Origin of the sequence: Pseudoclavibacter sp. RFBG4, assembly GCF_002931515.1 — a bacterium.
Classification (GTDB): domain Bacteria; phylum Actinomycetota; class Actinomycetes; order Actinomycetales; family Microbacteriaceae; genus Pseudoclavibacter.
The window spans coordinates 51,681-73,290 of sequence record NZ_PSYC01000007.1 but is presented as its reverse complement, the minus strand read 5'-3'; the positions used below and the strand labels follow the sequence as shown (position 1 = coordinate 73,290).

The window sequence follows — 21,610 nt, the reverse complement described above, 5'->3', positions numbered from 1 at the left end:
CGTCAGCGCGGAGGAGGCGAGCAGGGGCGTCGTCACTTGCTGCTCTCTGCGAGCGTGTCGGTGATCATCGAGTTCAGGATCGAGGGGTCGATCGGCCCGCGGATGACGGAAGCGACCCGGCCCTCAGCGTCGAGCACGAGCGTGGACGGGATGGCCTGGGGCGGCACGTTGTCGGCGAAGGCGAGTCGCACGCTCGCGTCGTCGACGTCGAGGATCGACGGGTACGTGATGCCCTGCGTCTCGGCGAACGTCTTGGCGGTCGCCGCCTGGTCGTAGATGTTGACGCCGACGAACTTCACGCCGTCGTCTTCGTGCTCTTCCCAAGCTGCCTGCAGGTCGGGGGCCTCGAGGCGGCAAGGCGGGCAGGATGCGTACCAGAAGTTGACGACGGTGACGGAGCCCGCGAGATCCTCACTGGAGAGCTCATCTCCGAATTCGGTGACGCCACCGAACTGGATCGGGTCCTGTCGTTCGCCTGCCGGGAAGATCTCGTAGCTGCCGTCGCCCGCGACGTAGCCCTGATCTCCCCCGGCGGCGTAGTCCTGGGCGAGCGGCTCGTCTCCGGAGCAGGCGGCGAGCGCCAGCATGGTGGCGACACCCGCGGTCGCGAGGGCTACACGGAGGGTTCGGGGAAAGCGCGACGTCTTCACGCTCTCTGAGCGGATGGTCACACGGCTCCCTCATCGGTGGCGGCGCCGAGTTCGTGCGCCGCCGGTTCGCGGTAGTCGGCTTCCACGAAGCCGGTTGCGGGGTGGTACTCCAGCGTCGTGATGCTCGAGAGCGAGCACCGCCGGTGCTTCGGGTTGTGCGCGAGCGGCTCCTTCGAGAGCGCGCGGTGCACCATCCAGATCGGCAGCTGGTGAGAGACCACGATAACATCGCCGCCATCGGCGAGCTCGGCCCCGTCGAGCACCGCCTCTCGCATGCGGGCGACGATGGACTTGTACGCCTCGCCCCAGCTGGGGCGCAGGGGGTTGACGAGCTTCGGCCACGAGCCAGGGCGACGAAGGGCTCCGTACCTGCCCGTCATCCGTCGCCCCTCGAAGGCGTTCGTCGGCTCGATGACACGCTCGTCGATGACGGGCTCGAGGCCGAACAGCTCGGCGATGGGTGCCGCCGACTCGCGGGTGCGCTGCAGCGGGGAGACGACGAGGCGGGTGGCGGGCACGGCCCTGGCGTGCAGGTCCTCGGCTGTGACGCGCGCCATTCGCGCGCCGAGCTCGGAGAGGCCGAAGCCGGGGAGGCGCCCGTAGAGGAGCCCGTTGGGGTTTTCGACCTCGCCGTGGCGGACGAGGTGGATTCGCTGTGCCGCCATGCGCTCCAGTCTACGAACCGCCACCGACACTGCGGCACAGGATGCGCGTCCGCACCCCAAAGCTGTGCCTTGTTCTCTTCCCGCTCGCACGCGCCTGCGCCTCGGGTACCCTTGCGAGGTGACTGATCGCGCCCTCATCTCCTCCCTTTCCACGCTCGAAGACGGCCCCGTGCTTGTGCAGGGGTGGGTCGATACGGTTCGAGACCAGAAGAAGGTGCAGTTCGTCGTCCTCCGCGACGAGAGCGGCGCCGTCCAGCTCGTGAACCCGCGCGCCGAGGGCCGCGAGGCGATCTCCGACACGATCTCCGCGCTCGCCCAGGGCAGCTTCATCTCCGTGCGCGGCCAGAAGAAGGCCGACGAGCGCGTGAAGCTCGGCGGACTCGAGGTCAAGGTCGACGAGATCGTCGTCGAGACCGCGGCGCTCCCCGAGACGCCCATCGCCGAGGACACGTCGATCGACAAGCGCCTCGACTGGCGCTTCCTCGACCTGCGCATCCCGCGCAACGCCCTCATCTTCCGCATCCAGACGACGTTCGCGCACGCGTTCCGCACCTACTGGGTGGAGAACGGCTACGTCGAGCTGTTCACCCCGAAGCTCATGGCCTCGGCGTCCGAGTCGAAGGCCGAGCTGTTCAAGGTCGACTACTTCGACACGAGCGCGTACCTCGCGCAGAGCCCCCAGTTCTTCAAGCAGATGGCCATGAGCTCCGGCCTCGGCAAGATCTTCGAGATCGGGCCGGTCTTCCGCGCTGACCCTTCGTTCACGTCGCGCCACGCGACCGAGTTCACGGGCATCGACGCCGAGGTGAGCTGGATCGAGTCGCACGAGGACGTCATGCAGATGCAGGAGCAGCTCATGGTTGCCGGCCTGCAGGCGGTCAAGGATGCCCACGGCGAGGAGATCAAGGCGCTCTTCGACGTCGACGTCACCGTGCCGACACTGCCGTTCCCGCGCATCCCGCTGCTGGAGGCTCGAGAGATCGTCGAGGCCCGCGGCCACAAGCTCGAGCGCAACGACCTGGACCTCGACCCTGAGGGCGAGCGTCAGATCGCGGCGCACGTGCAGGAGACGTTCGGCCACGAGTTCGTGTTCCTGACGGACTACCCGGCTTCGATCCGGCCGTTCTACCACATGCGCCACGAGGGCGACGAGTCGCTCACGAAGAGCTACGACCTCATCTGGAACGGCGTCGAGATCTCGACGGGGGCTCAGCGCGAGCACCGTGTCGACGTGCTCGAGGAGCAGGCGAAGCAGAAGGGCATGGAGGTCGACGAGCTCGGCTTCTACCTCGACTTCTTCCGCTATGGCGCACCGCCTCACGGTGGGTTCGGCATGGGCTTCGCACGCATCCTGATGCTGATGCTGCACCAGACGACGCTGCGCGAGGTCACGTACCTGTTCCGCGGCCCGAACCGCCTGCAGCCGTAAGCCACCCGGCAGCCTGGCCTGCCGAGTTCCCCCAGAGCCGTCCGCGATCACTCGCGGGCGGCTCTGCTGCGTTCGGGGCGCGCAGCACCGCGGTCGACTGAGCGCTAGCCCGCTTCGCGGACGCCGGCGGCCTGCACAAGTTGCGACACGCGCTGGTGGCTGATGCCGAGGACTTCCGCGATGTCTCGCATCGTGAGCTGCTCGTCGCGAAGGCGAGCCACGGCCGACCGCATGCTGCGTGAGGCGACAGATTGGGCAGCGGCTGCTGCCGCCGCCGCGTTCTGCGCGCCGTGAACAACGCCATCCGTGGCTGTGTCGAACACTGGTATGAGCGCGATCTGCACGTCTGCCGCTGGCACACCTTCGAGGAGCTCGACCGCGTCCGCGACCTGCTCTCGGACGTGCTCGAGGCGCTTCACCTGCGTGAAGAGCCCTGGCACCTCTGGCACCTCGACGGCCCACCAGGAACCGGAACGGGTCGCCCGCGCCGTTACCTTCATCGTTCGATTCCCGTCTGTCTCAGGATGGCTCGCGCCGTCCGCTCGTTGATCTCGCTGTGACGCGGCACGACGGTCCTCGCTCCCCCGTTCACGACCTTGGTGTGGCTGGCGCCTTCGGTGAGCACCATCTCGAGTCGCTGTTCGGCTGCATGTCGACGCAGTCGCCGGAGAAGGTCCAAGCGTTTCACATGTTTGTCCAGACGTGTAGACGAATACTGGCAATAGCTCTTGACAAGTTGCGGGCGGCTCTGCTGCGTTCGGGCACGGGTCAGCGTCGTCGGGAGACCTCGTGACCGGGCGGTGGTTGGGCGCAGGGAAGGTCGTCGCCGCGGCGGCTGATGCTCTCGCGGAGGTCGGGGCTCGCCTCGAAGGGTCCGTCTGGGCTGAAGAGCACGCCAAGGTGGTAGTCGGCGTGGTCTCGGAACCAGAGGGACGCACCTCCGGGCACGTCCTTCAGCTCCTCCCACGCCTGCCAGAGCCCACCGAGGCGGAGCACCGCTTCCGGGGAGTCCCACCAGCGCGCCGACCAGACGCGCGTCCGGCCGTCGACTCTGCGCGCGCAGCTCCGAGCGACGAACTCGGCCACGAAGTCGGCGAGGCACGAGAACTGCGGCCCCGGAGCCCGCGCGAGTTCGCTCGAGATGCCACCCTGGCTCTGCTCCTGACTCATGGCAGTGTCTCCTCTCCGCGTTCCGCCTCTGCGCGTTCTGCCTCGTATCCTCCTGTGGCGTCGCCGCGTGGTTGGTGCGCGGTGATCGACGCGCGGATGCGCGGGGCGTGCGGGCCCTGCATCCACGACCTGGTCCTGATGAGGGTGGGGCGGCTGCCGGATGCGAGCACGAGGGCGCGGCCGCGCGGGAGCGCGCTGAGTTCGGCGACGTCGAGGATGCGCTCTCGATGCAGCTGCTTCGAGACGGTGCGGTGGCCTCGCCCGTAGCTCAGCGACGAGAGCTCGCGGTCGTGGTCGCCGACGAGCTTGGAGAGCTCGTCGAGGAAGGCCGCCTCGCTGACGCCTCCCCCGTAGATCTTGATGTTGGCCGCCGACCAGAGCTTGCGCATCCCGCCTTCACTCCAGACCTCGGCGCCCTGCGACCAGGATTGGAGGATGGTGATGAGCACGATGCCCCGCGAGCCGTAGTGGCTGTACAGGTCGGGGAGGCTTCGCCAGCGGCAGACGTTCGCGGCCTCGTCGAGGACGCCGAGCAGCGGCCGAGCGAGCCGTCCGGACAGTGAGGCGGAGGCGAGTTCCTCCGCTGCCTCGGCCACGGCGACGGTGAGGGCGGTGACCAGCGGGCCTGTGGTCCCCTGTCCTTCGCGGGACAGCGAGTAGAGCGTGTCGGTTCCGCGGACGAACTCGTGCGGGTCGAACCGCGGCCTCGTGTCGAGCTCCCCGGTCGCTGTGATCCACGGGGCGAGCGCGCCGTTGGTGAGGCAGGACGCCATCTGCTGCGCGGTGCCGTAGATGCCGCCGCGTTGGCGCTCGGGCGCGCTGATCACCCCCTCGAGCTGGTCGGCGATGAGGCGGTACCCCGCATCCCGCAGGATGCCGACCGCATCGTCGTCACCGGGCCGCGTCACCCACCGGTACACCTCGGTGATCCGGGTGCCCGCGACCGCCCCTGCCAAGAGGAGCGCGGCGAGGAGATCCTTCGCAGCTGGGTCGAAGAACGCGTCTGCCCTCGAACCCGGCTCCCGGGATCCGCTCGCGAAGTGCTCGGCGAGCTTTCCCGCCTGCACCTCGTCGGTGACGTAGCTGAGCGGGTCCCACCACCACTCTGCGACGTCGCCTGCAACACCCTGCGGGTCGAACACCCAGACTCGCCCGGCCTCGGCGCGCACGCCCCGGGTGGCGTCGACGACATCCCGCTTGTTGGACGTGACGATGACGGCTCCCGGCGCCTCGACGATGGCGGGGATAGCGAAGGCCGTCGACTTCCCGGTTCGCGGGCCGCTGATGTTGATCTGCATGTCCTCCCAGCTGCCGTAGACGGGTGAGCCGCCCGGCAGACTCGTGCCGAGCCGCACGCCGATGGAGCCCGCGACGCCGAGGCGCTGGCTGCTCGCACGCGCCCCGCGGGCGCTGATGCCTGCGATCTCCCGGCCCCGCCCGAGGAGTGCCGCCGAGCGGTCGAGGCGTCGACTGCCGGAGCGATGCCTGCGAGCGAGGAGCAGCGTCGCCGAGACCGCGAGCGCCAGACCGAGCCCGAGCGCCACCGCTGCCCCGGTCGCTGTGGCACTCCAGCGGATGCTCCCCCGCAGCACGCCGAAGAACAGCGCGAACACGTCGTCGGGCAGCGGCTCGCTGGGGCGTTCGACGTTCGCGGCGACCCGCACGCAGAGGTTGGTCCCGCCGATGGCGACCACGGCGGCAGTGAGTCCGATCCACAGCAGCACGGCCTCGGCGGCCATGCCGCCCGGGCCCCGCTTTCGCGGCGCGCTCATCGCCGTATCCGCTCCGGGTCGAGACCAGCTGACGGTTCCGGGCCCAGCCCGGCCACACGGCTCGGCTCGTGCCAGAGCTTGTTGGTGTCGTTGATGCTCGCCTCTGCCGCGGTGAGCTGCACGTCGACCGGGATGCCAGGCCTGCCGCCGACTTTGACGAGGAACTTGCCTCGCCCCGGTGGCTCGGCCTCTCTGCCGCTGGCCGCGTCCCAGGCTGGCGGGTCCTGCCAGCCGATGAGAAGTTCCTGCTCTGCGAGCGACAGGGGCACTGCGGAGGTGAGGCGCGGCATCTCGGCACCCGGCAGTCCGCCGCAGATGACCATGCCGGCGCGTTCCACGAAGCCTTTCGCCTTCATCCGCTCTGACTCGGTGGGCAGCGCGAGCAGGTCGCTCATGGTGTGCGAGATCATTGCCATGCCGACTCCGCGCTGGCGGTTGAGGCGAGTGAGGGCGTCGACTCTGTCGACCATTCCCTTGCCTGCTCGCAGCGCGCGCCAGAGCTCGTCGAGGATGACGAAGTAGTGCCGGCGGGGCTCGAGTCCCGCATCCGCGAGCACGTTCGCGACGTTGACGGTGCCGAACCCGGCCGACCAGCAGGCGAGGAGCGCCGCCGCCTGCAGGTCGACGTCTGAGTCGTCGATGGAGGAGACGTCGTACACGACTGGCGCGTCGCGTCGCATGGGGTTGGTGGTCTGGCGGGAGAACGTCTCGCCGAGCCTGCCCCCTCCGACGAGCCCGATGAGGGAGGCCTCGAGGTCTTCCGTGATGGCCTTGTACCTGCTGTCGTCTCCGCGGTCGAGCGCAACCGCGCGCACCTCCGGGGGACCTGCTCGCACGACCTCGAGGAGGTCGCCGAGAACGGGCACGCCGTCGTGGTGCTGGTCGAGCCACTTGAGTGCCCGGTCGATGATCGTCTCCTCTCGATCGCTCGGCGGCTGGAGCCGCATGATCGTGAGGAGGGCCGACACCATCGTGTGCCTGCGGCCATGCGCATCGGCGAGCACTTGGCCAGCCTCGGCGTCGAAGCCGCTCGCCCTGAGCCGCCGCGCGGCGGCCGTCGCCTCTCCGGGGTCGAGCACGTTGAGGTAGCCGCGTCCGCGCCCGAGCGAGATGACCTGCCCGCCGAGGGCGGTGATCATGTCGACGTGGTCGGGTTTGAGGTCGCCGAGCACGAGCGGCATGACGCCGTAGCCGGCGAGGCCTGTCGCCATGCGACGCACGAGCGACGACTTCCCGAGTCCGGGCTTGCCGAGGATGAACGCGGAGGGGTTGCTGATGAGCTTCGCCCGCTGGAACCACGAGATGGGGTCGCAGCAGAGGGTCGCGCCGGTCTGCGTGTGCCGCCCGAGGGGCACCCCGATCATGGGAGTTCCCGTGCCGACGGCGAAGGGCCAGAGCCCGCACACCTGGACGGTGGTGCCACGCCATTCGTCGGGTGCCTGGACGTAGGTGGATGCGCCCCGGCCGGTCCCGCTCCAGCCCCTGGGTCCCGGCCGCTCGGGTGGGCGCGCCCGCTTCTCGGTCGCCTGCTTGCGTGACGTGGCGTGTGCTCGTCTCATAGCTTCTCTCGCAGTTCGCTTGGCACTCGCAGGTGCTTGCTGAGGACCAGGCCGAGCGGGAGTGCCGCGGCGAAGGCCGAGTCCTGGGATCCGTAGACGGGGCGCAGGCGGAGGCGCGCTGTCGCGGCGAGGTTGTCGACGGCCGCTCGTGCGTCGAGCTCGTGGGCGGCGTCGAGCACTGTCGCCGTGACGAGCACTCCGAAGTTGATGAGGCCAGCGCCGGATGCCTCCTCGCTTGCCGTCGCGGCGGCGGCGCGGACGGCGAGCGTGTCGCGCGCCGCGGGTTTCGAGGTGGAGGTCTGCCTGAACTGGGCCGCACTGAGGTCAGCTTCGACGAGCGCCGCTGCTCTGGCTGCGTCGATGGGGCGGTAGAGCAGCGTCACGCGCTTGCGCGCGATGTCACGGTGGGGCGCGAGGAGCCGCGCGAGGACGCTCGACTGCACGCTGCCCCTGGGTGCGACGGTCATCGCCCAGGTCGTCGAGTAGGCGGAGTCGTGACGGTAGCCGGCCCAGCTGGCGCGGGCCGCCGCCGGGCCGACGTCGCTCCAGCTGAGCTCCGGGATCTCCCCTCCGGCGTGCGCCTCGTCGATCAGCACCGCGGCCGCCGGGTCGTAGGCGACTCGGACGATCTCGCAGAGCTCCTGCCCGGTGAGCGGTTGCGCGGCGCCCGCTCCGGTTGCCTGGAGCCCCGCGCTGAGACCGGGGAGCCGCGCCGCGAGCTCGCGCGCCATCTCGTCCGGCGCCCTCCTTCTGGCACCGACTCGGAGGGCCCCCTGGAAGGTGAGCGCGACGAAGGCCTTCACGGTGGAGGAGCCCTCCGGGTACCCCGCGACGGTCTCCTCGAGCACTGCCCGCGCGAAGGCTGGCGCGTCGGGGTCGATGTTCATGGCGACCTCTCGCCTGAGGCGAGAGCCGGAGTCGGGGGCTGTCTCGATCGTCACCGACGCCGCCTCGATGCCCGGTTCGTCGCCGAGGCTGGAGAGCCAGTGGCCCCACTCGGCAACCCAGGAGTCGATCTGCTCCTGGTCGACGAGCGCGGCACCATCAGGGTCCGTGCCGAACACGACGGTGTAGCTGCCGACCGCGGGCGTCAGCAGCAGCGCGAATGGCCGGCCATGCGAGTCGACGTGCTCGCTCAACCTGGTCGGCGCCGCGATGCCCGGCAGCTGGAATGTCGCCCACGGCACTCGTCCGACCGGCCCGGACCGGTACGCGGATTCGCCCCTCGCCCGCGAGAGGGCCCAGCCCGAGTGGGCTCCGAGCCGCGACAGCGCGTTCTTGCCGTGCGCGTCGCGCACCACGAGCATCATGAGCGCGACGCCGATCCCCGTGGCGACGATGAGCGCAGCGATGAGGCCCGAGATCATGACGGCCACGACGACGAGCACCAGTCCGCCCAGGAGGAGCGCCGTCCCCACCGAGCCGAGACCGAGCAGTCCCGCTGACGTCGGCTTCCGCCAGTTCCCGTAGGTTCGCATCTGTCGTGTCATCGAGCTATCGACCACCGCTCGGGTCCTCTCCTGTTGTCCGTTCTGCGACCGCGATCGCGGCGTCAGTGCCGAGCTGGACGGCTTTCTTCAACGGCTGAACGCCTGCGATCCCTGCCGCGACGTAGGGCCCAGCGAGGGCCTTGCCTGCTCCCGCTGCGGCTGCCGCCCCACCGGAGGCTGCACCCGTCGATGCGGCTGCGCGCGTGCTCGCCGACGATGCCGCAGATGTTCCCGCCGCAGCGGGCACCGCCCGCGGGCTCGGTCCTGACCCGTGCGTTGCAGGGCCGCCGCCTGTCGAGGCACGCCCTCCGCCGCGCGGGACGCTGCTCCCCTGGGGTGCTGAGGCCGGCCTCGGTCGTGCGCCCTCTGGCACCCGATCCGCGACCGAGGTGGCGATCCCGGCACCGCCCCCGCTCGAGGCGATCGCGCCCACCATGGGAGTGACGAATCGCATGAGCGCGGGGAGCGCGACGATGGCGAGGACGAGGATCACGATCCCCGTGTAGGTGGTCAGTACGGCCCCACTCTCGGCGCTCGGGGCCGCCCCGCTCATGCGGAATCCGGCGGCGTAGACGATCGCCGCGGCTGGCTTGTAGAGGATGAAGGCGGTGAGCCAGGCGAGGCAGCGCTGGAACCAGCCCCGGCCGAGCTCGGTGTTCGTCGCCGAGGCCGCCAGCGGGAGGATCCCGGCGAGGATCACGAGCATCCCCCCTCGCACGATCATGAGGAGCACCTGGACGACGGACACGAGGCCGACGATGACCCCGATGAAGAGGCCGTTCACGACCCCGGAGACCGCGGCGGGCCCGGCAGTCCCGCCTGCTGCGCCTGCGACACCGGCGATCGAGGTGCCGAGCATCACGCCGACGTTGTCTTTGAAGCAGTTCGGTGCCCCGTCGAGGTCGCATTCGAGTGACTCGTCGATGATCCAGGTCGAGAACGAGTCGCCGGCCCGGACGAGCAGCCACACGATCGTGAGGCCGACGCTGGCGACGACCACCAGCGTGAGGAGGCTCTTCAGCAGCTCCTGCCCTGGCCTCGCGCGCTGCTCCCAGGCCATGCGAGCACCGCCGATCATGACCGACACGATCGCGCAGACCCCAGCCAGCCACCATGTCGACGACTGCAGGAACGTCGCAGTGTTGGTCGCCGCCGCTGGTGCCGTCGGGATGAGGGCAGACACGAGCGACGAGGCTCCCGCGATGAGCACCCCACCAGCGAGCACCGCGAACAGCCGTCCATGGAAGGGGACGCCGTCGCCCGAGCGGATGCGCAGCCCCACCATGACGGCGAGGAAGACGAGCCCGATGACCGCGACGGTGCCCGAGATCCAGCTCACGTAGCCGAGGACGGTCCCGAGGTGGGTCTCGATGTCGCCCGTCGGAGCTGCCGCCGCCGTGCCAGAGGGCGCGCCGGTCGTCCCGAGGTCGGGCGTCGGGACGTCGACCCACATCGTGCCGAGGGTCGAGAGCTGTTCGGCCATCCACTCGTTGATGTCGTTCTGGAGGGCTTCACGTGTTCGAGTCCACACCGTCGAGGCGATCTCCTTGGAGTAGCACTCGAAGTCCATGAGTCCGCAGTCGGCCATCACGCGCTCCATCTCACGTAGCCGCCGATGTCGCCGAGCGATTGCAGGCGCACCGGAGCAGGCTCATCGCTCGGAATGCGCCAGTCGCCGTCGACCCAGACGAGGTCGATGACGGCGGCGATGAAGCTGGTCGTCCCGTCGACGCTCACACGCTGGGCGACGTCGACGCGCGCGGTGTCACCGTCGAACGCGAGCACCCGGTAGCCCACGATCTGGAGTCGCACGCCGGAGCCTCCCGAGCCCGAATCGGCCAGCAGGGACTCCCGGTGCTGGCCTGCGGCGAGTGCGTAGTCGAGGAGCGGCGCCCGAAGCGCGGGAGTGTTCGACTGCACGAGGAAGTTCGCGGCGGCGAACAGCGCCCCCTCCGCTGAACGCTGGAAGCAGTATCCGAAGCCGGCCTCGTGCAGTGCTGCGGGGCCCGCTTCCGGCGAGCTCGGTGCCGGGTTGACGTCGATGTCGCGCCAGCTGGTCTCCGGCGCGATCAGGAGCTGCCTGTCGGCGGGAAGCGGTGAGGTCTCCTCCGGTTCGCGTAGCCCGCAGTTGCTCGGCGAGACGGTCGCGATCGCGTCGGCATCGCCGGGCTCGTGCCCGGGACCCGCAGGCGTGGCGCCCGCCGAAGCGGACGCCGGCTGCCCGTCGCCCACCGTCATGTCGTCTCCGGATGTGTCGCCACCGAAAGCGGCTTGGATAGAGACCACGACGCCGGCCACGACAAGCAGGGCGATGCCCAGCGCGGCGACGATGAACCCTGGCCGGCTCCAGGAGGAAGCCGTGCGGCGCTGCGCTGACCGCCGTTGGATCGATGCGCCGCCCGGCATGATGCTCGTTCTCCCGGCATCAGACGAAGAAGCCGACGAGGCTGGTCGCCGCCGAGATGATGATGACGCCGCCAAGCGCCATGCCGATCTTGCCCGCGTGCTCGCCGCCCTCGCCTCTGCGCGACTGGATCGCCATCATCGTGCCGGCCGCGATGAGGCCCAGGACGCACACGGCGAGCCCGATCCACTTGACCCAGCCGAGCAGCGTCGTGAGGCCCTCGGTGCCTGGAGGCTGCACGGGGTCGGGGTCGGGGAGCGTCGTGAGGTGCGCTGAAGCGTCGAGCAGCAGGTCGGTGAGTGCGGCGATCGTCATGGTGAGTGGTCTCCTGTCGAGATGGACGCGGGAACGCGCGATGAAGGGCAGCCGCGCTCATGGCGGGCTCGAGCCGTCGCCGGGCAGTCGGACCGCGAGCGCTCGAGTCAGCTCGCCGTGGGCCCGCCGGGGACGTGAGCCAGCAGGTCGAGAACCTCAGACGGTCCGTCGGCGTGTGCACCGGCTCGGCACAGGAATGGACTCTACGCACGGTCGAGGGGGCTGCGAGGAGTTATCCACAGCCACGATCTGGGGGCTCCAGAGCCACCTAGATTGGTGCTCGCCGCTGCCGGTCTGCGGCGAGAAGGGGGTGCTCCATGCGCCGAAGGATCATTGCCGCCGGGCTTGCCGCCATCACCCTCGGTGTGAGCGTGTGCGTGAGCGGCTGCTCGCCCGCGGAGGTGCCGGGGCGCGCTCCAGCCATCGCTGCAGCTTCGCCATCGGCACCGACCCAGCTCGTCCGTGGGCCGCAGGATGACCACGTCGACACGCAGCCCCCTGGGCCGTCTCCGACGCATGACGAGGCCTCTGACGCGGAGGCTCTGGCCGTCGCCTCTGCCGCCATCGAGGCGTATCTCGGCCGCGAGATCTCGCCACGCGTTTGGCTCGAAGCGCTGGAACCGCATCTCACGGCGTCGGCGATGGCCGCGCTGAGCTCGGTCGACCCCACCACCATCCCCGGCGCCTCCCTGACCGCCGCGACGCACCTCGAGCGCCACACGAGCGGGTACCTGGCTCACGTCACCGCACCGACCGAGTCGGGCTCCTACCGCCTTCTGCTCGTGCGCGACGGCAGCTCCAGGCCCTGGCTCGTCGCCGAGATCACACCCCAGGAGTCGAGCTCGTGAGCACCCGGAACGGCCTCTGGTGGGGCGTTGCGATCGTGGCCCTGCTCGCTCCCGGCCTCCTGCTCGGCGCGCTCGTGGTCGCGGCCATCGCGAGCACCGCGCTCGTGGGGGTGGCCGCCTGCGCGACGCCCGACTTCCCGTTGCCGGGAGTCTTCTCCGACGCTGGGCCCAAGGCGAAGTCGAGCGCGGGCCTGGACGCCGAGCCGGAATCCGCGGCAGCGCTCGAGGTGCGCACCATGATCGGCGAAGATCAGGTCGAGTTCGCCGGTGCCCAGCTGTCGAACGCGGCCCACATCCTGCTGGCGGGCCGCGCGGCTGGGCTCGGCACGCGCGATCAGGTCATCGGCGTCATGACCGCGATCGGCGAGTCGACACTGCTGGTCATCGACCACGGCGACGAGGCTGGCCCTGATTCACGAGGCCTGTTCCAGCAGCGGGACAACGGCGCTTGGGGCAGCTACTCCGACAGGATGGACCCGCGCATCAGCGCGGACAACTTCTTCGCAGCGCTACTCGCGGTGACCGAGCGAGACGCGCTCACCCCCTCCGAGGCAGCTCACCGCGTCCAGGGCAACGCCGACCCGGCGCACTACTCGAAGTACTGGCAGGCAGCCGTCGCCGTCAGCGAGACGATCAGCGCGTCCAGCACGGGCCTCGGTGACGGAGCACTCGCTTCCGGTGCGAGCGCAAGCGGCTCGGACGGTGACGGATGCGGCGCCGCGCGAGCAGGAGCAACCACCCCTGACGGCGGCAGCCGCACGCCGGTGAGCCCGGGCGGCTGGGCAGCTCCCGGTCTGGGCGGCATCACCGATACGTTCGGCAACAGGTTCCACCCGACCGACTTCGAGTGGCGCATGCACAACGGCATCGACCTCGCCGCCGGCGGCTGTGGGGGCCAGATCTGGGCCGCGCAGTCGGGCACCGTCATCGAGGCCGAACCGGACAGCTCCGGTAACGGGACGATCGTCGTCGACCACGGCGGGGGCCTCATCACCAAGTACCTGCACATGGAGGCGGACGGCTACCTCGTCGGGGTCGGAGCCACGATCACGGCGGGGCAGCAGATCGGCATCACCGGCACCAGCGGGCAGTCGACCGGCTGCCACCTGCACTTCGAGGTGGTCGTCGACGGCAGCCGCGTCGATCCACTCCCGTTCCTGGCGTCCCGAGGGGTGAGCTTCTGATGGCGAGGAGGCGACGGCCCGCCGCTGCCGAGCCCGGTATGGCGGTGCCCCTGTGGCCCCGGATCACCGCGCGGCTCGGAGCTGACGGCCAGGGTGAGCTGTCCTGGAACTCCGTGGTGCGCCGGATCTCCGCGTCGGATCGCGACGCGGCACGCGCCGCCGTCGTCGCGCGGTGCACGCGCATCGCGCAGACGATCGCACGCCCCGTCCGACTCGAGCTGCACGAGCGCGACCGGATGCGCGAGCTGGTGGTGCATCCGTCTGGCGCCGCTGACCCCGGAGACACCGAGGACGGGCCCTACCGCACCGAGCCGGACCTGCCAGCGCCGGTCGCGGTGACCGGCACGTGTCGCGCGTGCGGATGCACGTCGAGCGCCGCAGACGCTCGGTGCCAGGGCTGCGGCGCCCTGGAACCGCTGAGTCGCAACGCCAAGGCTTCGACTCCCGAGGAGGACGGTGCGGGCGAGCGTCGACGGACCGGCAGACGCGAGCTCCGTCGAGAAGCTCCGCAGCCGCAGCCGCAGCCGACCGCACCATCGCCCGCGCTTTCCCGAAGACCCCGAGAGAGCTCAAGGCAGCAGGGGGCAGCTCGCACGTCACCACGACGGCCGGCCTCGCCCCGAGCCCTCGTCATCGAGTTCGACGACGACTCACGCGCGGTCCTCTCGGGCAGCGCGGCGCTGGGCCGCAACCCGTCACCCGTCGACGGCCGCATCCCGGTTCGCGTCGACAGCCGAGACAGCACGGTCTCCCGCACCCACGCGCTCGTCGACGTCGACCACGCGGGCCGCATCCTCGTCACCGACTACCACTCGACACACGGCGTGCACCTCGGCGGACGACGAACCTCGACGTTCGTGCCCGGCGTCGTCTACCGCGTCCCCGACGGTGCGCAGCTGCGACTCGGCGACGTCCTCTGCCGCGTGAGCACCGAGTCCGCCAGCTTCCGCTGAGTGCTGTGGCAGCGACCGGCCGCCCCTACGCGCGCGCCGCAGCCGCGAGCGCGGCATCTAGCCGCTCGGCCTCCACGAACCACTGCGAGTGCTGCACCCCATCGACGAGGACAACCGGGATTAGCTCGCCATACTGCCGCTGCAGTGCCTCGTCGTCGAGGATGCTGAGCACCGACAGTGCGGCACCGTGACGAGCCGTCACCTCCCGCACCACCGGCTCAGCCTGCTCGCACAGGTGACAGCCCGGCTTGCCCAGGAAGGTGACCATCGGAACGCGCGCATCCGTCATGCCTCGAGTCTCGCAGACGAGTGCCCTGCGACGGCAGGCGCGGAGGCCGCCGTCGTGCCAGCACTCGACCGGCGGACCAGCGCCTTAACGCAGAAAACGCCTGACCCGAGGGCCCGGCGCTCTGCGTCGTCGCGACTACTTCTTGTTGCGACGCTGGTGGCGAGTCTTGCGAAGCAGCTTGCGGTGCTTCTTCTTCGCCATGCGCTTGCGGCGCTTCTTGACTACTGAACCCATAGGAACATCCTTTATCTACAAGTACGAGGTGTGCGCAACGGTAGGCTGCGGCATCGCTCGCGCCAGCTTACACGTCACCTGCCGGTAACCCTGTGTCCAGCGGAACTCAGGCGGTGTGCTGGTCGAGCTCATCTCCGCGGCCGGACTGCTTGATGGCCTCGGAGACCGCCGACTCCGGCACCCGGAACGAGCGGCCGAAGCGCACCGCGGGAAGTTCACCGGAGTGCACGAGTCGGTACACCGTCATCTTCGAGACCCGCATGAGTTCTGCCACCTCGGCAACGGTCAGGAACCGCACATCAGACAGGTCGTTTGCCATGTGTTGCAGCTCCAAGGTGACAGATGATCCGCGCGTTACGGAAGTGAAGTGAGTGTCAATTGAACACCTTATGGCCCAGAGCACTGCAGAAACAAGGTCCAGAGCGAATCATGCCGTGCCACGGATTCGCGATTCCACCCGCGAGGAGTAGCATGACCGACGCCTCGCGCACGCGCGGCGTCGTCGACGGTGCAGTGAATTGGGGATGGGATGCGCACTCCGCGGGCCTCGAGCATCCCCGCACCCGTGGACACGGATGGGCTGCTGCGGCGCATCGTCGCGGCCGTCGGCCGGAAGATCGACGACTTCGCCCATCACACGCCGTCCCGGTTCGCGGTCATCATCTTCACGAGCATCATCCTGCTCTGGACGACGATCTACATGCTGCCGATCTCCTCGGCCGACGGAACCATGACTCCGTTCCATGAGGCGCTCTTCACCGCCGTCTCCACGATCTGCGTCACGGGCCTCTCCGTGGTCGACATGGCCACCCACTGGTCGGGCTTCGGCCACTTCATGGTGTGGCTCGGCATGCAGGTCGGGGCCATCGGAGTGCTGACGCTCGCGAGCATCATGGGCGCGATCGTCACGCGGCGCCTCGGACTGCGGCAGAAGCTCGTCGCGGCGAGCGACAGCAACGCGCTGCGCACGCACGCCGGCCCCGTCTCCGAGTCGCAGGCGGTGAAGCTGGGCGACATCGGCGGGATCCTCGCGACCGTCGCGATCTCGCTCGTCATCATCGAGACGATCATCGCGATGCTCATCATCCCGCGCCTCCTGATCGCCGGCGAGCCGCTCTGGGACGCGATCCTCGACGGCTTCTTCTGGGCGACGTCGGCGTTCACCAACACGGGGTTCATGCCGACGAGCAGCGGCATAGCGCCCTTCGCGACGGACGTGTGGATGCTCACGTGCCTCGCGACGGCCGTCTTCCTCGGCAGCCTCGGCTTCCCCGTCATCTTCGCCCTCACGCGCTGGGTGAAGACGAAGCAGCGCATCTCGGTGCACGTGAAGCTGACCATCTCGACGACCGTGCTGCTCTTCGTGCTCGGCGCGGTCGCCATCTACTTCCTCGAGGGCGACAACCCGCAGACGATCGGCGCGCAGGACCCCTGGTTCCGGCCGGTGACCTCTGGCTTCATGTCTGCCATGACCCGCTCGGGCGGCTTCTCCACGATCGACCTCGCCGACGCCGACCCCGCCACCATGCTCGCCATGCAGATGCTCATGTTCGTGGGTGGCGGCAGCGCATCCACGGCGGGCGGCATCAAGGTGACGACGCTCGCGATCCTCTTCCTCGCAGCCTTCGCCGAGGCGAGGGGCGTCAACGACATCCAGGCGTTCGGCCGCCGCATCCCGAACGATGTGCTGCGCCTCGCCGTCAGCGTGACGCTCTGGGGGGCGACGATCGTGGCGGTCTCCTCGATCTCCCTCATGCACTTCGCCTCGGTGCCCTTCGACGAGGCGATCTTCGAGGCGATCAGCGCATTCGCCACCTGCGGCCTCTCGACGGGGCTCACCGGGGACCTGCCAGAGCAGGGCGCGTACATTCTCTCCATCACCATGTGGCTCGGCCGCGTGGGCACGGTCACCATGGCCGCCGCGCTCGCTTCCAGCGAGCACAAGCAGCTGTTCAGGCTGCCCGAAGAAAGGATCATCGTTGGGTGAGCCGATTCCACACAATGCGCCGGTGCTCGTCATCGGCCTCGGCCGGTTCGGCGCTGCGACCGCGGGCCAGCTGCAGCGTCAGGGCCGCGAGGTGCTCGCGGTCGACACCGACGAGGGACTCGTCCAGAAGTGGGCGGAGCGGGTGACGCATGCCGTGCAGGCGGATGCGCGGAACATCGAAGCCCTGCGGCAGATCGGCGCGCACGAGTTCGCCGTCGCCGTCGTCGCCGTCGGCACGTCGCTCGAGTCGAGCGTGCTCGTCACGGCGAACCTCTCCGACCTGAAGGTGCCGCAGATCTGGGCGAAGGCGATGTCGGCGACACACGGCAAGATCCTGGGACGCATCGGCGCGCACCACGTCATCTACCCGGAGCGGGAGGCTGGCGAGCGCATCGCGCACCTGCTCTCGGGGCGCATGCTCGACTTCATCCAGTTCGATGACGACTTCGTGCTCGTGAAGCTCTACCCGCCGAAGGCGATCCGGGGCGTCCCCCTCATGGAGTCCGGCGTTCGCACGAAGTACCGGGTGACGGTCGTCGGGGTGAAGAGCCCGGGCAAGCCCTTCACCTACGCGATGGCGGACACGGTGGTCTCGAACCACGACCTCGTGATCGTGTCCGGCTCGGCCTCCGATGTGGAGCGCTTCGCGGCGCTCACGTAACCGCCCCGGCGGCCCACGGCACGTGACCGGTCCTGCGCTGCTCGCTGTCGAAGACGTGCCCCATGCGCTTGCTGTAGTGGAGCATGATGCTGCGCTCGACGACGCGCACGTCACCGTCCTGCACGATCTGCATCTCCACGTCCGGCGCCTCTGCGAGTGAGCTCAGCCAGACGATGGCGTACAGGTTGGCGCTGCCTCCCGCGAGCGCCGCGCAGGCACGCACCGACTGGCGCTGGCTGATGCGGGCTGCGGCGCTGTAGAGGCGTCCGGCCGGCACGACCATCCACAGCACGAGCGAGTAGGGCCAGCGTGGCTGCTCGAGCTGCACGTCGATGCGCTGCACGATGTGTCCCGACCGCACGGCGCGGTGCACGAACCTCCTGGCGTGAGCTTCCGAGACGCCGAGTGCCGATGCCAGCTCGCTGCTCGGCGCTCGGCCGTCGCGCTCGAGGACGCTGATCGCCGTCGCAAGCGCGGGTGAGAGCGGAGAGGGCGCTGACGTGCTTCCGTCCCTGGGCTCGGCAGGCCGGGATGAGACTCCGAACCCGGACCGCCAGTGCGAGCCGTCGAGGAACATCCGAGTGACGAGCATGGTGCGCATGCGCGCGACATCGGCGTGGGAGGTGAGGCCGACACGCAGGAACCGGCGCAGCTCGTGCACGTCGGGGACGAGAACGGTGAGCATGAGGTCGTGATCGCCGGTGATCTCGGCGATGGTCACGACCCTCGGGTGAGTGACGAAGGCGTCGATGACGGTCTCGACCGACCCCGGCCGACATTGCACCGCGACGATGGCGGTGACGACCCCGGAGTTCCAGCCGACGTGCGTGGTCACCCAGGCGGAGTCCTCGGCGTGGAGACGTTCCCATCTGCGCCGGGCTGTCGGTGCGGAGACTCCGATCGTCTGCCCGATCTGCGCCCATGGAGCGCGCGGATCCTCCTGCATGACGTCGATGAGCGCGAGGTCCGATTCGGACAACACCGGGGAGAGTTCTCGCGGCTTGAGATCCATATCGAACATCTTGGACCAAGTTGGCGGCCGATGCGACCGATGTAACACCGCCGTAAAGCACAATCAGAACACTCAGGACAGCGAAGTCCCCTCGAACATCGGAGTGCCCATGACTCGGACTGACACCACGGAGCTCACGCTCGCGGAGGCGCCAGGACTCAGCGGAAGGATGCTGCGCGGCGTTGAGCGCGTCGGCAACCGACTCCCGCATCCGTTCTTCCTCTTCCTCATCCTCGCCGGCCTCGTCGCCGTCGCCTCGGCCATCGCGGCAGGGCTCGGGGCGACGACGATCGACCCTGCGACCGGCGAGGTCATTCCCATCCGAAGCATCCTCTCGGCGGAGGGACTCATCTACGCGGTCTCGACGGCTATCGAGAACTTCATAACGTTCCCGCCGTTCGGCCTCATCATCACGGTCATGCTGGGCATCGGCGTCGCCGAGCGCACCGGCCTCCTGAGCACGTTCATGCGTGCCACGGTGCTGTCCGCGCCCAAGTGGGCCGTCACGTACGTCGTCGTCTTCGTGAGCCTCATGGGCAACCTCGCCTCGGACACCGCCGTCATCATCCTTCCCCCACTCGCGGCAGCGGCCTTCCTCGCCGCGGGCCGGCACCCGCTCGCCGGGTTCATCACGTCATACGCGGCCGTCATCGCAGGGTTCAGCGCCAACGTGGTCCCGGCGGGCACCGACGTGCTCATGTCGGGCATCACGACGAGCGCCGCCCAGATCGTCGAACCGGGTGCCGAGGTTTCGGTGCTGGCGAATTACTACTTCTTCGCCTCTTCGACCGTGATCCTGTCCATCACGATCACGTTCGTCTGCCAGCGCTTCCTCGAGCCGAAGCTGGGCACCTTCGTGCCCCCGAAGAACACGCTCCTTCCGAGCGCGCTCACCCCCGACTCCGAATCAGGACCGGCGACCAGCAAAGAGCGTCGCGCGCTGCTCATCGCCACGGTGGCGATCGTCGCCTACCTCGCGGTCCTGGTCGTCCTCCTCCTGCTGCCGGGTTCCGCCCTGCAGGGTGAAGGTGGCGCGATCCTGCGCTCGCCGTTCATGTCGAGCATCCCGATCTTCATCCTGTTCATGTTCCTCGTCGGTGGTGTCACGTACGGCATCGCTGCCGGAACCCTCACCACCTGGGCGCAGGTGCCCAGCATGATGACGGAAGCGGTCAAGGAGCTCGTGCCGTTCATCGTCGTCATCTTCACGGCGGCACAGGCCATCGCCTGGTTCTCGTGGTCGCAGATCGGCCTGCTCCTCGCCACGGGCGGTGCTGACGCGATGGAGGCGACGGGCCTCGGCGGCATCGGCGGCCTCATGATCTTCAGCATCTTCGTGTTCGTCCCCGCGCTGCTGCTCACCAGCGGTTCGGCGCTCTGGACCCTGCTCGCGCCGATCTTCGTGCCCATGTTCATGCTCAACGGCGTCGACCCCGCCTATGTGCAGGCGGCGTTCCGCATCACCGACTCCGCCTCGAACCCGCTCGTGCCGATGAACCCGCTGCTGCCGGTCGTCCTGGGCCTCATGCAGAAGTGGGCGCCGAAGGGTGGACTCGGCACGCTGTTCAGCCTCGTCATGCCGTTCACGATCGCGATCTGGGGGGTCTGGCTGCTGCAGCTGCTCGTCTGGGGAATCTTCGAGCTTCCCGTCGGCCCCGGCCACTCCCTCATGATGGGCGGCTGATGTGCACGCCTGACCACTCGACCCACACCCCGACCCCACTGGAGGAACACCCAGCATGAACATCAGCACCGACCACGTGCCCGCGATCGTCGACGAGCTGAGCGCACAGCTTCCAGCGCGACTGCCCCTGCTCGTCGACGTCGCCGCCGACCTGCACGCGAACCCCGAGATCCGCTTCACCGAGGTGCACGCCGCGGCACGGCTCACGTCCGAGCTCGAGTCGGCGGGCTTCGCCCTCGAGCGTGGCTTCGCCGGCCTCGACACGGCCTTCGTGGGCCGCTGGTCGACCCCGGATGCGGGTGAGGACACCCCGACGATCGCCGTGTTCTGCGAGTACGACGCCCTCGAGGGCATCGGGCATGCGTGCGGGCACAACATCATCGCGGCGAGCGGACTCGGTGCTGGCATCCTGCTCAAGGACGCACTGACCGCCGCCCCCGGCACTCCCGCCCACGTCGTCGTGATCGGCAGCCCTGGCGAGGAGGGAGCCGCGGGAAAGGTCCCGATGATCGAGGGCGGCGTGCTGGATGGCATCGACCTCGCGATCATGGTGCACCCGGCGGCGACGAACACCGTCGGCGGGTCGACGCTGTCGCGGGTGGCCCTCGACGTCACGTTCACGGGGCGTGCCAGCCACGCTGCCGCGAGCCCCGAGACGGGCATCAACGCGCTCGACGCCTCCACACTGTCGCTGACCGCGATCGGACTGCTCCGCCAGCAGCTGACCGACGACGCACGTGTGCACGCCATCGTCACCGATGGCGGCCAGGCGCCGAACATCATCCCCGAGCGCTCGTCGCTGCGCATCTTCGTGCGCGCCAATGAGCGGGACCACCTGCTGGAGAACATCGTGCCGAGGGTCCGCGCCTGCTTCGAGGGGGCCGCGATCGCAACCGGGTGCGCGGTGCTGATCGAGGAGAACACCCCCGCCTACTACTCGCTCATCTCGAACCCGGTGCTCGCAGGCATCGCCGGCACTGCGTACGAGCGGCTCGGCCGCGCGGTGACGGAGGAGCCCATCACTGGCTCCACCGACATGGGCAACGTCAGCCACGTCGTGCCCTCCATCCACCCGATGATCCAGCTCATCCCCGACGGGGTCACGCACACGAGGGAGTTCGCGGAGGCAGCGGACGGCCCGAATGCCTCGGTCACGATCGCGGACGGCGCGGCCATGCTCGCCGCGACTGCACTCGCCGTGTTCCGCGAACCGAGCCTCGCGGTCGAGGCGAAAGCGGCGTTCGACGCACGCTGATCGATCCTGCGGCGGGTCCTGGACGCTGCTGCGACGAAGCCCCTCGGAT

Annotated in this window: 22 protein-coding genes; 8 read left to right on the top strand and 14 right to left on the bottom strand. The window is 69.3% G+C overall.

Translation table 11 applies throughout. The features are described 5' to 3' along the window. Nucleotides 1–32: 32 nt before the first annotated feature. Both C5E10_RS02040 and C5E10_RS02035 read right to left on the bottom strand, forming a co-directional pair. Nucleotides 33–671 carry a TlpA disulfide reductase family protein gene (locus C5E10_RS02040; protein WP_258070959.1) on the bottom strand — a complete coding sequence of 213 codons (639 nt, stop codon included), beginning with the start codon at nt 669–671 and terminating at the stop codon, nt 33–35. After that, complete coding sequence (locus C5E10_RS02035) at nt 668–1,315, bottom strand: histidine phosphatase family protein (protein WP_104243445.1); 648 nt, start codon at nt 1,313–1,315, stop codon at nt 668–670. The genes C5E10_RS02040 and C5E10_RS02035 overlap by 4 nt, the downstream gene beginning before the upstream one ends. A 118-nt stretch (nt 1,316–1,433) precedes the next feature. Between C5E10_RS02035 and aspS the strand changes: the two genes are divergently transcribed. Continuing rightward, complete coding sequence (aspS, locus tag C5E10_RS02030) at nt 1,434–2,744, top strand: aspartate--tRNA(Asn) ligase (protein WP_104330214.1); 1,311 nt, start codon at nt 1,434–1,436, stop codon at nt 2,742–2,744. Nucleotides 2,745–2,848: 104 nt separating this feature from the next. Here the strand turns inward: aspS and C5E10_RS02025 are convergent, their stop codons facing one another. From C5E10_RS02025 to C5E10_RS01985, 8 genes are all read right to left on the bottom strand, one after another. After that, nucleotides 2,849–3,244: a type II toxin-antitoxin system HicB family antitoxin gene (locus C5E10_RS02025; protein ID WP_104330213.1), complete on the bottom strand. Its 396-nt coding sequence runs from the start codon at nt 3,242–3,244 to the stop codon at nt 2,849–2,851. A 268-nt stretch (nt 3,245–3,512) separates the two neighbouring features. Further along, on the bottom strand, nt 3,513–3,914 hold the full coding sequence (locus tag C5E10_RS02015; RefSeq protein WP_104330211.1) for a DUF4913 domain-containing protein: 402 nt from the start codon (nt 3,912–3,914) through the stop codon (nt 3,513–3,515). Continuing rightward, nucleotides 3,911–5,686 carry a type IV secretory system conjugative DNA transfer family protein gene (locus tag C5E10_RS02010; protein WP_104330210.1) on the bottom strand — a complete coding sequence of 592 codons (1,776 nt, stop codon included), beginning with the start codon at nt 5,684–5,686 and terminating at the stop codon, nt 3,911–3,913. Before C5E10_RS02010 ends, C5E10_RS02015 begins: the two co-directional genes overlap by 4 nt. Further along, complete coding sequence (locus C5E10_RS02005) at nt 5,683–7,245, bottom strand: ATP/GTP-binding protein (protein ID WP_258070958.1); 1,563 nt, start codon at nt 7,243–7,245, stop codon at nt 5,683–5,685. Before C5E10_RS02005 ends, C5E10_RS02010 begins: the two co-directional genes overlap by 4 nt. Further along, on the bottom strand, nt 7,242–8,735 hold the full coding sequence (locus tag C5E10_RS02000; RefSeq protein WP_181062595.1) for an SCO6880 family protein: 1,494 nt from the start codon (nt 8,733–8,735) through the stop codon (nt 7,242–7,244). The genes C5E10_RS02005 and C5E10_RS02000 overlap by 4 nt, the downstream gene beginning before the upstream one ends. 4 nt (nt 8,736–8,739) lie before the next feature. Continuing rightward, on the bottom strand, nt 8,740–10,323 hold the full coding sequence (locus C5E10_RS01995; RefSeq protein WP_104330208.1) for a hypothetical protein: 1,584 nt from the start codon (nt 10,321–10,323) through the stop codon (nt 8,740–8,742). Continuing rightward, the gene (locus tag C5E10_RS01990) at nt 10,323–11,141 is read right to left on the bottom strand and encodes a hypothetical protein (RefSeq protein WP_104330207.1); all 819 of its coding nucleotides are present in this window, start codon (nt 11,139–11,141) and stop codon (nt 10,323–10,325) included. Before C5E10_RS01990 ends, C5E10_RS01995 begins: the two co-directional genes overlap by 1 nt. Before the next feature lie 19 nt (nt 11,142–11,160). Further along, entirely contained in the window at nt 11,161–11,454 is a 294-nt protein-coding gene (locus C5E10_RS01985; RefSeq protein ID WP_104243463.1) for a hypothetical protein, read from the bottom strand. A 317-nt stretch (nt 11,455–11,771) separates the two neighbouring features. On the opposite strand from C5E10_RS01985, the gene C5E10_RS01980 reads away from it, so the two are divergent. From C5E10_RS01980 to C5E10_RS01970, 3 genes are read left to right on the top strand one after another with little or no spacing between them, the layout of a single operon-like run. Continuing rightward, nucleotides 11,772–12,302, top strand: a complete 531-nt coding sequence (locus C5E10_RS01980; RefSeq protein WP_104330206.1) for a hypothetical protein — start codon at nt 11,772–11,774, stop codon at nt 12,300–12,302. Beyond that, nucleotides 12,299–13,486, top strand: a complete 1,188-nt coding sequence (locus C5E10_RS01975) for a M23 family metallopeptidase (protein ID WP_104330205.1) — start codon at nt 12,299–12,301, stop codon at nt 13,484–13,486. The genes C5E10_RS01980 and C5E10_RS01975 overlap by 4 nt, the downstream gene beginning before the upstream one ends. Before the next feature lie 38 nt (nt 13,487–13,524). After that, the gene (locus tag C5E10_RS01970; protein WP_181062594.1) at nt 13,525–14,439 is read left to right on the top strand and encodes an FHA domain-containing protein; all 915 of its coding nucleotides are present in this window, start codon (nt 13,525–13,527) and stop codon (nt 14,437–14,439) included. A 25-nt stretch (nt 14,440–14,464) separates the two neighbouring features. On the opposite strand, the gene C5E10_RS01965 is transcribed toward C5E10_RS01970, so the two are convergent. From C5E10_RS01965 to C5E10_RS01955, 3 genes are all read right to left on the bottom strand, one after another. Beyond that, nucleotides 14,465–14,728 (bottom strand): glutaredoxin family protein, encoded by a 264-nt coding sequence (locus C5E10_RS01965; RefSeq protein WP_258070957.1) that lies wholly within the window; start codon nt 14,726–14,728, stop codon nt 14,465–14,467. 135 nt (nt 14,729–14,863) lie between these two features. Continuing rightward, entirely contained in the window at nt 14,864–14,962 is a 99-nt protein-coding gene (locus C5E10_RS01960) for a 30S ribosomal protein bS22 (RefSeq protein ID WP_082775156.1), read from the bottom strand. Nucleotides 14,963–15,068: 106 nt separating this feature from the next. Next, nucleotides 15,069–15,281, bottom strand: coding sequence for a helix-turn-helix domain-containing protein (locus tag C5E10_RS01955; protein ID WP_104243471.1), 213 nt, complete (start codon nt 15,279–15,281; stop codon nt 15,069–15,071). A gap of 210 nt (nt 15,282–15,491) precedes the next feature. Between C5E10_RS01955 and C5E10_RS01950 the strand changes: the two genes are divergently transcribed. Both C5E10_RS01950 and C5E10_RS01945 read left to right on the top strand, forming a co-directional pair. Beyond that, entirely contained in the window at nt 15,492–16,949 is a 1,458-nt protein-coding gene (locus C5E10_RS01950) for a TrkH family potassium uptake protein (RefSeq protein WP_104330203.1), read from the top strand. Beyond that, nucleotides 16,942–17,610 (top strand): TrkA family potassium uptake protein, encoded by a 669-nt coding sequence (locus C5E10_RS01945; RefSeq protein ID WP_068478414.1) that lies wholly within the window; start codon nt 16,942–16,944, stop codon nt 17,608–17,610. Before C5E10_RS01950 ends, C5E10_RS01945 begins: the two co-directional genes overlap by 8 nt. Here the strand turns inward: C5E10_RS01945 and C5E10_RS01940 are convergent. Further along, nucleotides 17,603–18,622, bottom strand: coding sequence for an Lrp/AsnC family transcriptional regulator (locus C5E10_RS01940; protein ID WP_181062593.1), 1,020 nt, complete (start codon nt 18,620–18,622; stop codon nt 17,603–17,605). The genes C5E10_RS01945 and C5E10_RS01940 overlap by 8 nt on opposite strands. Nucleotides 18,623–18,731: 109 nt before the next feature. Between C5E10_RS01940 and C5E10_RS01935 the strand changes: the two genes are divergently transcribed. Continuing rightward, nucleotides 18,732–20,306 carry an AbgT family transporter gene (locus tag C5E10_RS01935; RefSeq protein ID WP_104330201.1) on the top strand — a complete coding sequence of 525 codons (1,575 nt, stop codon included), beginning with the start codon at nt 18,732–18,734 and terminating at the stop codon, nt 20,304–20,306. Between the two features lie 55 nt (nt 20,307–20,361). Continuing rightward, nucleotides 20,362–21,561, top strand: a complete 1,200-nt coding sequence (locus C5E10_RS01930; RefSeq protein ID WP_104330200.1) for a M20 family metallopeptidase — start codon at nt 20,362–20,364, stop codon at nt 21,559–21,561. Nucleotides 21,562–21,610: the final 49 nt, after the last annotated feature.